This window comes from Saliphagus sp. GCM10025334, from assembly GCF_042663485.1.
Taxonomy (GTDB): Archaea; Halobacteriota; Halobacteria; order Halobacteriales; family Natrialbaceae; genus Natronosalvus.
Map to the genome: position 1 here is coordinate 115,396 of NZ_JBHTAF010000001.1, position 13,480 is coordinate 128,875.

8 protein-coding genes and 1 pseudogene are annotated in these 13,480 nt (G+C 57.1%); 7 read left to right on the forward strand and 2 right to left on the reverse strand.

All coding sequences use genetic code 11. The features are described 5' to 3' along the window. Positions 1-94 precede the first annotated feature (94 nt). The gene (locus ACFQO4_RS00570) at positions 95-976 is read left to right on the forward strand and encodes a dihydrodipicolinate synthase family protein (protein ID WP_500259075.1); all 882 of its coding nucleotides are present in this window, start codon (positions 95-97) and stop codon (positions 974-976) included. A gap of 271 nt (positions 977-1,247) precedes the next feature. Continuing rightward, entirely contained in the window at positions 1,248-2,384 is a 1,137-nt protein-coding gene (locus tag ACFQO4_RS00575) for a phosphotriesterase family protein (protein ID WP_500259076.1), read from the forward strand. 179 nt (positions 2,385-2,563) lie between these two features. On the opposite strand, the gene ACFQO4_RS00580 is transcribed toward ACFQO4_RS00575, so the two are convergent. Continuing rightward, positions 2,564-3,925, reverse strand: coding sequence for an NAD-dependent succinate-semialdehyde dehydrogenase (locus tag ACFQO4_RS00580; protein WP_500259077.1), 1,362 nt, complete (start codon positions 3,923-3,925; stop codon positions 2,564-2,566). A 311-nt stretch (positions 3,926-4,236) separates the two neighbouring features. Here ACFQO4_RS00580 and ACFQO4_RS00585 point away from each other — a divergent pair, with 311 nt between their 5' ends. After that, entirely contained in the window at positions 4,237-6,054 is a 1,818-nt protein-coding gene (locus ACFQO4_RS00585) for an aldehyde ferredoxin oxidoreductase family protein (protein WP_500259078.1), read from the forward strand. Between the two features lie 42 nt (positions 6,055-6,096). Here the strand turns inward: ACFQO4_RS00585 and ACFQO4_RS00590 are convergent, their stop codons facing one another. Next, positions 6,097-6,369, reverse strand: a complete 273-nt coding sequence (locus ACFQO4_RS00590) for a DUF8113 family protein (protein ID WP_500259079.1) — start codon at positions 6,367-6,369, stop codon at positions 6,097-6,099. A 342-nt stretch (positions 6,370-6,711) separates the two neighbouring features. Between ACFQO4_RS00590 and ACFQO4_RS00595 the strand changes: the two genes are divergently transcribed. The 4 genes and pseudogenes from ACFQO4_RS00595 to ACFQO4_RS00610 all read left to right on the forward strand — a co-directional run. Then, positions 6,712-8,229: an NADH-ubiquinone oxidoreductase-F iron-sulfur binding region domain-containing protein gene (locus ACFQO4_RS00595; protein ID WP_500259080.1), complete on the forward strand. Its 1,518-nt coding sequence runs from the start codon at positions 6,712-6,714 to the stop codon at positions 8,227-8,229. After that, entirely contained in the window at positions 8,226-11,537 is a 3,312-nt protein-coding gene (fdhF, locus tag ACFQO4_RS00600) for a formate dehydrogenase subunit alpha (RefSeq protein WP_500259081.1), read from the forward strand. Before ACFQO4_RS00595 ends, fdhF begins: the two co-directional genes overlap by 4 nt. Before the next feature lie 735 nt (positions 11,538-12,272). Further along, positions 12,273-13,037: an IclR family transcriptional regulator gene (locus ACFQO4_RS00605; protein WP_500259082.1), complete on the forward strand. Its 765-nt coding sequence runs from the start codon at positions 12,273-12,275 to the stop codon at positions 13,035-13,037. Positions 13,038-13,247: 210 nt separating this feature from the next. Beyond that, positions 13,248-13,379, forward strand: a pseudogene (locus ACFQO4_RS00610) (ParA family protein); the annotation flags it as partial. Between the last annotated feature and the right edge of the window lie 101 nt (positions 13,380-13,480).

The window sequence follows — 13,480 nt, forward strand, 5'->3', positions numbered from 1 at the left end:
GAGCACGAGTAAATCGCGTTTATACCGTCACGTGTTCCAACGCATACACTCAACCGATAGTATTTTGTGGATCTGTTCACCAGTCTAAACTGGCATGGACCAAACGCTTAGCGGCATTATTTCGCCAGTGTTAACACCGATCAAAGATGGTTCTGTGGCGATCGAACGTGTCTCTGACTCAGTCGAGTTTTCGCGATCATGTGGTTGTCACGGGCTCATTGCCGCGGGGACCGGTGTCCAGGAGACGGTATCGCTAACAGTCGACGAACGGAAGGAACTAATCTCGGCAACTATCGAAGCGGCCCCCAACCGACCAGTCCTGGCTGGCATTTCCCATCCATCTCAGGACGTCGCGATAGAACTCGCAACGTATGCGAAGAGTGCCGATGCAAATGGTATCCTCGCGATGCCTCCGTGGGGGCTTGCTCCAGACGACGACACCGTGGTGTCGTACTACGAGGCAATCGTTGAGTCGACGGACCTTCCAGTCCTTCTTTACAATAATCCGACAGTTACTGTAGACCTTTCACGCGAAACGATGCGGCGCATCGCGCGCCTCGAGAACGTAGCCTATGTGAAAGAAACATCTCGAAACTGGAAGAAACTTGCGTGGCTCATCGAAAACGTGGACAATGCTGGTCTGGCATCGGTATTCGGTACGATGGACGTTCTCCTGCCAGTATTGGAGGCGGGCGGTCACGGTGCGGTGATTCCAGCACCAGCTAGCACGCCAGCGATGCGAGTCTACGAAGCGTTCCAGGACGGGGACCGGGAGGCTGCCCTGGAGGCTCAGCGTGCGTTCGTCGACTTTCCACCAGCCGAGGTGAGTACTGGTCTGATGCCCGCAGTAAAGGCCGCTGCAAATCTCTCTGATGTCCCGCTGGGTCCGCCTCGGCCACCCTACCGACCAGTCTCAGAGAATGGGCGGATGGCGATACAGCGGTGGCTCGCGCGCGAGGACATCCCATCAATGTAGGGAATCTCCAGTCGACGGGATATCGCTCTTGTGACAGCCCTCTCCGAATGGACACCCACTTCGACCAGATCGCAACGATCTGCAGCTTTCCATCGATACCGCCTGGAACATCTTTTTTCCATCTCGACATTTCTATACCTCGAACCAACCCTCGCTCGGAAGTTCTCAAAGGTGGAAGTATCGTCCTCGACTAAACTGAGCTTTCGCGCGCATCGCACTCGCTACTGCCAGTACCAGTAGATTAACATACGTCGTTGAATATCGATCAGTTATGGACTCAGATGCTGGTAGCATCATTACCGTAGACGGTCGAATTGACCCTAACGCGCTCGGCGTGACAATGACGCACGAGCACCTGTTCTCCGACCTCTCGGTCACGTCGAGCAAGATCAGTTTTGAATCCCCCGTAAACAGAAAACGGTCGAAGGAATCGCTCTCACTCGAGAATCGGTGGTTCGTTCAACAGGGCGGCGGATTCCACATGGCTCCCGATCAATTGTTCCTCGACTCACTGGAGGATGCCATCGAGGAAGTTGTGAAATATTATCGACGGGGCGGCGACACCGTCGTCGACGTCACGCCGAAATACTTTGGACGCGATCCGGATGCAGTACGGGCCGTGATGCGGGAGACCGGTGTGAACATCGTCCACGGCACTGCGTACTACACAGAGGCCAGCCATCCGCCGGATATGACGGAAAAAACCATCGATGAGGTGCGGTCAGAGTTCGTCGATGACATTCGAAATGGGATTGGCTCATCCGACGTTAGAGCGGGGATTATCGGCGAACTTGGCGTGTCAGGAGAGATCCACGAGGACGAGGAGAAGGTCTTGCGGGCAGGCGCGAGAGCTGCACTCGATACGGGTGCAACGGTCACCGTACATCCGAACGGGAAGAGCCACCGACGTGACGGGACGTATCCTTCGTCGAGGTGGGGGTTAGAGATTCTGGACATTCTCGAGGATGAAGGGTTATCGGCTGAACGCGTCGTGATCGATCACATGGATCGTGCTTTCTTCGAAGGGACTGGATTAGAATACCAAAAGGAACTCGCCGAACGAGGTGCATTCATCGAATACGACGAATGGGGAATGGAGGAGCACTTTACCGTTGACTGGATCGACCGGGACTATGCACGCCCGTCAAATCTTCACCGAGTCGAGTGGGTCACGGAACTTGTGAACGACGGATACGCGTCCAATATTCTCTTTTCTCACGACAGACACCGAAAATCTCAGTTGGCCAAGTACGGTGGCAGAGGGTATTTCCACATCCTCAACGATGTGATTCCGTTGCTTTTGATCGATGAGCCTGGTCGCGAATTTGGAATCACGGAGGCCGACGTTGAGCAGATACTGATCGAGAATCCTAAGCGTATGCTAACCTTTGCTGAGCCAGAGTCCTGACGAAGGAGCAGTCCTATCTTCAATCGAAGGGTGCCTTTAGACACCCTGCTGCATCTGGCTGGTGAACGTCCTTTAACTATCAACCACTATGAACAAACCGCTCAGGTGATCACGGTTGATAGGGTATGATGTGAACGATTCGTTTGACAAAATCTAATGCACCGATGGGTGTGTAGAGCTTATTCCACCCAGACAGTTTTCCGATTGACGAACTCCTTGATGCCAGCCTCCGAAAGTTCGCGACCGTACCCGGAGTCTTTCACACCGCCGAAGGGAACGCGCGGGTCAGATTTTGTGAGTTGGTTGATATATGTACAACCGGCGTCAATGCTCGCAGCGATTTGCTCGCCGCGGTCCCGGTCTTCGGTCCAGATTGAGGCCCCGAGACCGAATCGACTCTCGTTGGCCTGCTTGATGGCATCCTGCTCGTTTTCGACCCTGAACACCGACGCAACGGGCCCGAACAACTCTTCGCTGTCGGCTGGGCACCCGGAAGGCACGTCGGACAGGATCGTCGGCGGATAGAACGCGCCATCGCCATCCAGCGGTGAGCCGCCCGTGAGTAGCGTCGCGCCCGCGTCGATACTCTTCTCAACCTGCTCGTGGAGCTCTTCCATCAGGCCTTGGCGGGCCTGTGGTCCTACGTCGGTGTCTTCGTCCATTGGGTTACCAACAGTGAGTGACTCCACTTCAGAAATAAGCTTGTCAAGGTACTCTTCGTAGACCCCCTCATGGACAATGAATCGCTTCGCTGCGATACAGGACTGACCCCCATTCATGTTTCGAGCCCAAGCACCGGTTTCGGCTGCGGCATCGAGATCAGCGTCGTCAAGAACGATGAAGGGGTCGCTTCCGCCGAGCTCCAGTACCGTTTTCTTGAGATGCTCACCAGAGGTGGATGCGACCGCCCGGCCCGCTGGACCGCTACCAGTGAGCGTCGCAGCCCGGATGCGATTATCTTCTAGTACGTCGTCCACGAGTTCCGACGAGATGAGAAGGGACTGGAAGACGTCCGCTGGGTAACCCGCCTCGCGAAACACGTCCTCGATCGCCAGTGCGCAGCCAGGAACATTCGAGGCATGTTTGAGCAGTCCCACGTTGCCGGCAGTGAGGCTCGGTGCAGCGAATCGGAACACCTGCCAGAAGGGGTAGTTCCACGGCATGACCGCCAAGACCGGACCGAGCGGATCGTACCGGGACTTCACCGTCGTCCCAGGTGGGCTTGGGTGACTGTCTTCAGCGAGGTACACGCTCGAAAACTCGGCGTAGTGGTCACAGACCCACGCGCACTTCTCGATCTCTCCGGTCGCCTGCGAGATCGGTTTGCCCATCTCGCGAGTCATCAGTTCCCCCAGTTCGCGCTTTCGGTTCCGAAGCACATCGCCCGCTTTGGTAAGGAGTTCCTCTCGTTCGCGCAACGGCGTCTCCCGCCATTCTTCGAACGCGCTCGTGGCCCGCGAGATAGCGGTTTCGACGTCGCCAGCGGTGTCCTCCTCATGCGTATCTATCCGCTCATTAGTCGCTGGATTAATCACGTCCATAAGGTGGAGTGTTCTGGCTGGATTCTTTAAGATTCACATAGCGTCCAATGTTGCTCGAGTCCGGTGATAACAATAAGGCTCGGGCCAAGTCAGCCGTGAGGGCGGACTTGTCAAGCAGTTTGGGCAGCATTTGAGCCCTATCACAAAGGCGGTAGCGAGAGTATACGAGATGAACATGAAGATAACCGTCATCGAGTGACACGTTTGGGACAGTCGCAGCGAGCGAAACCAGATGGTTTCATTTGTCATCCTACCTAAACCCACTACGCCGAAACACAAGGGGTTTATCGAGAGTCCTCGCAGTTGAGAGTGTGTTCCAGACGCGCGACCACGTCATCCAAATCGATCTTTCGGCGCGAACGGTTCATCGTGAGCGCGTCCCGGATCGGTGGCGACGGCATTTCCTTGGCGGGAAAGGACTTGGGGCTAGATACCTGTACGAGGAACTCGAGGCAAACACGGATCCTCTCGGACCTGACAACGTACTCGGCGTCATGCTCGGGCCACTCTCTGGATATCTTCCCGGTGAAACGCGATACGCCGCGATTACGAAATCCCCCCTCACCGGTGGATTCCTCGATTCGTACGTCGGCGGTCAATTCCCCGCTCGCCTCGCGGGTACCCTCCGAGACTGTCTCGGGCTCCTCGTGACAGGATGTTCCGACTCGCCGATCACGATTCAGATTGACAATGACGGTGTTGAAATAGCCGCAGCCCGCAATCTCGCCGGTTCGGATACCGAAGCCGTCGCGGAGACGTTTCCCGACGCCGCGACCGCGTGTATCGGCCCAGCGGGCGAATCGATGGCCCGATACGCATCGATTGCTTCCGATGGCGGCGATCACCACGCCGGTCGCGGCGGCGCAGGTGCCGTCATGGGCGCGAAGAATCTGAAGGCGATCATTGTCCGTGGTGATCCAATTCAGCCAAAGGGTGACCTCGAGCAACTCCGCCGAGAGTACGCCCGAACGTACCGGGACCACGACACCGGCCGCTGGCTCCGTGCAGGAGCGACGATCGAGAGTCTCGACTTCGCTGACGAAACCGGTCTACTCGCGACGCGGGGTTGGCAGGAAACGGCGTTCGATGGAAGCGACGCGATTGGCGTCGAAGCCGCCAGAGAGGCCGCACTCGAGCGGGAGTACCCCGACAGTGATACTCCTGGCGGCTTCCGAGTCCAGATTGACGACGGCGACACCGTTCCGCGAGGCGGGACGGCGATGACACTGGGCGCCGGACTCGGGATCGACGATTTCGAGGCCGTCGCGGCACTGGGCGCGCTCTGTGACCGCCTCGGAATGGACGTCATCAGCGCCGGAAACGCCGTCGCGTGGGCGATTCGCGCCACCGAGGCGGGCCACGTCGACCTCGAGGTGGGCTTCGGCGATGCCGACGCCACTAGAGAACTGATCAAACGGATCGCAGACCGGGAGGGACCGGTTGCGAACGCATTAGCCGACGGTGTCGCCGTAGCCGCGGACAAATACGGCGGCGAGGAACTCATCCCAACAGTGAAATCGATGGCGCTGCCATTGTACGATCCTCGCCGGGCCGGTAGTATGGCGCTGGCATACGCAACGAGTGACCGGGGAGCATGTCATCGTCGCGCACGTCCGTTCGAGAGGGAAGTCTTCGACGAGGAGTGGACGCTCCAGACACAAATCAGGACCGTCGTTACCGCACAGAACACCCGTTCGGTACTCTGGAGTCTCCCGACGGACGACTTCATCGGCGACGTGTTTGACGATCTCGGCGCCGAGTGGCTAGCCGAGATCGGCCGACAGTACGAGCCGAGCGACCTCTACCGACTCGGCGAACGGGTCTGGACGCTCGTCCGACTGTTCAACGTTCGCGAGGGGTTCGACAGCACAGACGATACACTCCCGGCTTCCGTTCGAGAGCCGGTTTCGGCAAATCGGGAGAGAGACGACTACGTCGATCCGGACGACTTCGAGCGGGCGCTTGAAGGGTACTACGCGGCCAGGGGTTGGGGAACGAACGGTCGGCCGCTCGTCGAGACGCTCGAGCGACTCGAGCTCGACAATGTCGTCGACGGCGAGACGCCGATCGATGAGCGACCTGTGGGCGTGAGGGCAACGAATTCCGGACAGGGTCAACGCGACGAGTGAGCCGTCGCGATTTCGAGTCACAGAAGCATGTAACCGACCGAATCACCGGAGCTGCATCTGTTCGGCTCGTTCGACCGCGAGATTGGTGATTTCGTCGACGGAGCTGTCCGACCGGTCCGCGAGAACTCTGAGCAGCATTCCGAGCTGGATCGCTGCCATCTCTCTCAACTCCTCAGCGTCCTCTGTGTCGTTGCCGAAGTAATACTCGTGGTTCCCGTCCTTATGGATGAGCCCGGAATACACCGATACTAGATCGTCGCTGGCAACTGCGTCAGCCGTTTGCTCTCGAAGTTCTTCGAAATGGGGATCTGACATCACTCGAGGAGAGGAACCGGCGCGTTCTCAACGCTTCGATACGGTGTCCTGGTATCCGAATCAGTTTCCTCTCACCCCATGCCCATCAAGTCAGAATCTGTATAACGTAGACTTCGAGAACCAACCGATGACACATCCAGTCGTCGTCTCCATCGTCGTGCTCGTGAATTAGTTCCTCATGTAATGGCGACCCGAAAACTTGAATTCACCATTAGCGCCCATGCTCTAAGCGATGGACTCCGCGCCACGTTCAAGTTGATAGCATGTGAGTCTATTCGATAGTACCCCATAGTACGATGGTCGGGAATTTTTTAATACCCACAGTCCAAAGAACGGGTATTGATGACAGAAGGTGCCGTCGGGCGAACGCCCATTATTCGTATTTCGGCAGCCCTGACAGCAGGCCGTGGTGATCGTCTCTGCGACGCTGCCCGAAACGCTGCCGATTCGTTGCCGGTCGTCCGAACAGGACCGACCGGCATTCAGGAACTCAATCCATTAGTGTTGGCAACCGACGGCGGACGGACCGCCCTCTTCTTCTCGCCGTCTCAATCTACCGTCCATGAACTCACCGTCGAACTCGAGACAAACGGCCTTCCAACGGTAGACGCCGACGCCGTCGTCGACCACGAACCCGATGTTCGAACACTTCCGATTCCGGAGACCGGCCCGTTGTCGGTCGGGCATCGGCGCGTTCTCGGCCCGTGTGGTTGGATCGATCCGCTCGTACCGACCGATTACCCGCTTTATTCAACCGAGCTAGACGCGGACACGGTCGCTGAGATCGGGGTACTCGGCCGTGGGCGGGGTGATGCCGTCGCGGACGCACCAGCCGCCGAAGCGTGGGAACAGGCCCGCGAAACGGACGGCGACCCCGTCGTCGTCGTCAACGCGAACGAGACCGATACCCGACAGCGGGCCGATCGGACGCTTCTCGCCGCCGCCCCAATCGCGGTCCTGGACGGCGTTGCGGCGGTCGCAGCGTACGTCGGAGCCGATGATGCGGTACTCTATCTGAACGAGGATGAAACAGAACTCCAGCGACACGTACGTCGCGCCGTGAAGGCGGCTTCGGACAGTCTGGCGATCGTCCCGGATATCGTCGCCGGTCCCAACGAGTACCGCGCCGGCGCACCAACAGCTGCACTGGAGGCGATGGAAGGCGCGGATCGAATCGAACCACGGATCCAGCCGCCTGCGCCGGCTATATATGGACTCTACGGCCGACCGACAGTCGTTCATACACCTCGAACGTTCGCCCAGGTTCGAGAGGCGATTCGGATCCCGAAGCGCATCAACGAGGACGAGCCGGAGCCAGGAACACGACTCGTGACCGTCACCGGTGACGTCGGCGCTCCGGCGACTATCGAACTGGATTCAAACGATACACTCGCGAAGACCCGCGACGCCGTTTCGTTAACCGGGTCGTTCAAGATGGCGTGTGTTGGCGGCGTCTTCGGCGGCATCACCACCGATTTGGATATCTCATCTACCGCACAGTCGCTCACCGCCGCGAGTCTCGGAACGGACAGCGTCGTCGAGCTGTTGAGCGATGACCGCTGTGCGGTCGCAACCGCCGGCGAGCGGGCGCGGTTCGCCTCGGAAGTGAACAGTGGCCGATGCGTTCCAGGACGAGAGGGAACGAAACAGCTCACGGAGTTGCTTCGAGAGATCTATCGGGGGTCGTTCCGGTGCGACGACATTCGGGAACTGGGTCGGGTTATGCGTCGTTCGAGCAACTGTCGGATCGGCGCCGACGCACCGCGTCCCGTGATAACGGCGATGGACGAGTTCGAACCGGAGTTCCGACGACACGCTGACGGCCACTGTCCAAGTGGGACGTGTACCGAGAAATTATGAGCATAGACCAACCGCTTCCACGAGTACCAGCCATTGACGACCAGCAGGAGCAGACACCGGCCACAGCGACGTTCGAGACTGGGACCGCGAACGATCCGCCCGTCGGGACGACCGGTGAAGAGTCTACGACGGTGACAGTCAACGGGACGTCGGTATCCGTCCCGCCTGGTTCGACCGTGATCGATGCGTTGCAGGTCGTCGACAACGAGACGGTTGCCGTCGAACCTGGGGCCGACGGCGTCGAGAGTGGTACCGATGTCCCCGCACTGTGTTACTACGACCGGGAGGGAGATGCGAGCGACGAGATCGGACCGCGAAGCGAGTGTCGCACCTGCATGGTCGAGACGGAAAAGCACGGCCTCGTCCCCTCTTGTTCGTTTCCCGCGGAGGACGGCTTGACGATCAGGACCGACACGCCCGATGCCGAGGAGAGCCGCAGCGTCAATCTCGACCTCGTTCTCTCGAACCACAACCTCCGTTGTACGACCTGCAACGGAAACGGCCGCTGTGAGCTACAGGACACTGCGATCAGCGAGGACGTCAACCACCCACGCTACGGCGTGTTCGGGGACCGTGACGAGTACGAACCGATCGATGATACCTCGTCGTTCATCCAGATTGACCGCAACAAGTGCATCCTCTGTAACCGATGCGTCGAGGGCTGTAACGATGTGCAAGTCGAGGGCGTACTCCGGATCGAGGGCCACGGCGAGGACACCCGGATCGGCTTTCAGTCGGATGCGGAGACGATGATTGACTCGGACTGTGTCTCCTGTGGTCACTGTGCGACGGTCTGCCCGACCGGCGCGCTCACCGAGAAGGGGATCGGCGGCGCCGGGACACTTCCGTTACCCGGATTCACGCACCGGAATTCCATCGGAACGGTCATCGAAACCGATACGGCGGAGACACTGGACGATACGACCGCACCTAACCGATCGCCCGACCCCGGGAGCATCGCTGCTCCTACCGAGACGTCCAGCCTCGGCGACACGACAGCAGCGAGAGTCGCTCGCTTTATGGAGACCGCCAGGAATCGTGCCACGGAACTGGCGAGCGAGTACGGCCGAAAGGCGATACTCGTCGGCGAACACACTGCCGAGAGCATTGCGACGAACACGCTGTCCGAAGGGCGTCTCTTCGATATCGCGGATTTGGTCAGCGACGTCCGCCTCGACACCGTCGACTCCGAAGAGACGACGTGTGGCTTTTGTGCGGTCGGCTGTCGGTTCGAGATGTTGGGGAAAGACGGCGACACCATCGGCGTCGAGCCGGTCGGCGAGCCGTCTGCTGCACCCGCTAACAACTTCTCGACATGCGTGAAAGGGAAGTTCGGCCACGAATTTGCGAACAGCGATCGACGACTCACGGAACCGCTCGTCCGAACCGCGTCCGGCGAGTTCGAATCCGTCTCATGGGACGAGGCGATCGAGTACGTCGCCGAGAATCTCCGCGAGGTTCAGGACAACCACGGCGTGGACGCGGTCGGGTGCCTCGCGTCGTCAAAGGGGACGAACGAGGAGGCCTACCTCGTTCAGAAGTTCGCCCGACAGGTCCTGGGGACGAAGAACATCGATAACTGCGCCCGTCTCTGTCACTCCTCGACGGTCGCTGCACTCCAGCAGACAGTAGGCTATGGCGCGATGACCAATCGCATCAATGAGGACATCGGCAAAGCCGACGCCTACCTTATCACCGGGTCAAACACGACCGAGTCTCACCCAGTGCTAGCAACGCGTATTAAGCAGAACGTCCGAAACGGGGCCGATCTGGTGGTATTCGACCCGCGAAAGGTCGGCATCGCTGAACACGCAGATCAGTACACTCGGACCAGGCCGGGCTACGACGTGGCCTGGATTAACGGGCTGATCCGATATATCATTAAACACGACCTACACGACAAGGCCTTCATCGAGCACAACACCAGACACTTCGACGACCTTCGTGAGAAGGTCCAGCCGTATACGCCGAAGCAGGTCGAAAACGTAGCTGGCGTTCGGGCGGACGAACTGCGGTCGGCCGCAGAGACGCTCGCCGAAGCAGATACCGTCGTCTTTGGATGGGCTATGGGAATGACGCAGTCCAGCCACGGTACGCAGAATGTCCTCGCGCTTGCGAACCTTGCACTCGTGCTGGGGCAAGTCGGGAAGCCGGGAGCCGGCCTCTCCCCATTTCGCGGCCAGAATAACGTGCAGGGCGGTGGCGGCGACATGGGGACGCTCCCAGGGAGCCTACCCGGCTATCAGGATCCCACTGATGACGAAGTCCAGAAGAAATTTGCAGACATCTGGGGAGACCGTCCACCTGCCGAGCCAGGTCTCACGGTACCTGAAATGTTGGCCGAAGCTCACAACGGAAACCTGCGGGGTATGTACATTGTCGGTGAAAACCCCGCCCTCTCCGAACCGGACATCAAGCACGCCGGGGAGGCCCTCAAAGCGCTTGACTTCCTCGTCGTGCAGGATATCTTCCTGACTGAGACGGCAGAATACGCCGACGTGGTCCTCCCCGCAGCGACGTCGCCAGAGAAACACGGGACGTTTACAAACACGGAACGGCGTATCCAGCGCGTTCGTCCTACAGCCAAGCCTCCCGGAAACGCACGCCAGGATTGGGCGATCACTCAAGAGCTGGCGAATAGACTGGGATATGACTGGAACTACGACCATCCCGAAGAAATAATGGACGAGATCAGCACTCTCACGCCGATTTACGGCGGCATCAGCTATGATCGGCTTGAGGAAGGAGATCAGCATGGGCTTCAGTGGCCTTGTTTCTCTGAGGACCATCCAGGAACGCCATATCTATACGATTACGAGAATGGGAACTTCAACTTCGATGATGGGCTCGCTCGCTTTGTCCCGGCTGATAGTGGTCAACCCGGTGAGATTCCTGACGAGGAGTATCCTCTTACACTCACGTCTGGTCGAGTGCTCTACCACTGGCATACGGGACAGCTCACCCGTCGCGTTGAAGGGCTTATGAGCCATGTCGGCGAGAGCTTTGTAGAGATTTCTCCCGAGCTAGCCTCCGAGATGAGTGCTGATGATGGAGACTACATTCGCGTGGAGTCCCGCCGGGGCGAGATCGTGGTCAAAGCACAAGTGACTGACCGCGTCGACGCGGGGACGCTATTCATCCCGATGCATTTCGCGGCAGGCGCGGTCAATAAACTTACACAGGAGACGTTCGACCCCCAATCAGGGATCCCGGAGTACAAAGTCTCGAGCGTCCGTGTTGAGTTACTCGGTCCGGAGACCGATGCGGACTTGCTGCAAACGCCGGATATCGGAGCGGGCAACGACTAAATCCGTTTCTTGCGGGCGGCTTACTGCACTTATCGTTTGCTCATCATCGAACGCCCTTACCAGGCAATTTGACACTGAGTACGTCGGCTGGAGACCGTGTCTAAGTCCCCTTACGCTCACGAGAATAGAGTTCTTGTATGATCTCAGAACTCACGGGTTTTTGAGGACGGCGAAGCCGCCCTAGCCGATATTAATAGTATTTTTGTCATGGTTGGAAATAGTTAGGAGTGTATATATGGGACAATACTGCCGGGTCAAATCTAGTTTTCGATGTCCAACCTTTGAACAGTGAGGAACCAATCCAGTCGTCGTATTGCTGTGTCGAGTTGCCTGAAACACGATATCTCTAATGCTTTGTTTCTTGTTGATAAAAACAGGCATTTACCGTTCTACATTCCTCATTACGGACAAGCGGACAGATTGGCACTGTCGACCGAAACCTGATCGAAACGGTGGTTCACATCTCCATAAATCGAGTCGACCGCTCCGAATCTCGTGGATTGGTAGTCGGAGAAACGGTATATATGTCTTGGTCGTGTCCCGCATTACTATTATCTAGGACGGGTTCAACAATCCATTGGTTGACAAATATCACTGGAAGGATTAAACTTGACAGTACTCTCATTAAGAAATTAAAGGCAAACAGAAATACCATCTGGTTATCTTCTGACACCGACCAAAACCATATCGAAAATTGCCATAACTGTTAGTATTCTTCACTCTTTTAGAGGGCGTATGGGCTCCAACTCAACGAGAGGGCGTACAGTCAAGTCAGACGAGACTCTGTTCGCTCTGATCAAAGAGATAAGGGAAGCAGACGGTATTAGAGTAACCGAGCTGGCGAACAATATGGATTTAGCGAAGAGTTCAGTCCACAACCATCTGTCGACGATGAGAGCCCATGGATTCGTCGTGAAACGGAATGGACAGTATCACCTTGGGTTGGAGTTTTTTAGTTACGGTCAGTACACCCGGACTGAGCGAGACGTATATTCGGCTGCTTTATCAGTACTTGACGATTTAGCGGCAGAGACAGGTGAAACAACCTGGCTGACGACTCATGAGAACGGTCGGTTAATGTACCTGGATGGGCGGGACCCTAATGCAGAGATCAATATTAACGCACTTATAGGATCGTGGGAACACATGCACGTCAATTCGGGTGGAAAGGTGATACTTGCACATCTTCCAGAAGAAGAAGTGGACAATATCATCGAACGTCATGGTCTTCCAGAAATGACTGAGAAGACAATCACTGACCGTGAAACCCTCAACAAGGAACTCAAACACATTCGCGAGAGAGGGTATGCTTTGAATCTTGGTGAAGGCGTCCGTGAGATGAACGCAGTGGCGGTTCCTCTCATTTCTCAGGATCGTGTTGAGGGTGCACTTGCAGTGGCAGGACCAACTTATCGAGTAAGTCGAGAGCGATGTGAGGGGGAGTTATTTGAGCGATTACGGGCTGCTGCAGACGATATTGGACTTAGCCTTATTTATTAACCATTTGTTTTTAGTATAGAAGGTAGGAGTGGAGTGTGATCATATTGATAGAAACCAGGTAGAATATCCGTTTAGCAGGAAATATCTAGCGATGATGATTAGAATACAATGGCACTGTCTAGTTCTGAACCTCCTCAAATGGCACCCCAAACTAACTCCACGACCTGCTCATTCCTCAAACTGGCCTAACTAGACACTGCCACTTCACGAATCACCGAAGCGAATCAGAAAGGAGGCGCGGGGAAAACAACGGACGTCATCCACACTGTCAGTGCACTTGCCGTGCGAAGACACACCCTACTCCTCGTCAACATTGACTATCATGGTGGGCTCACATGCTCGCAACACTAACATATTAACGTAATGGTGGTTTGGGTGGAATTCGCGACTCAAGGGAGAGCGCTGCAGCGAGTGTCTCGAACACAGCATGTGCTTCACGGGTC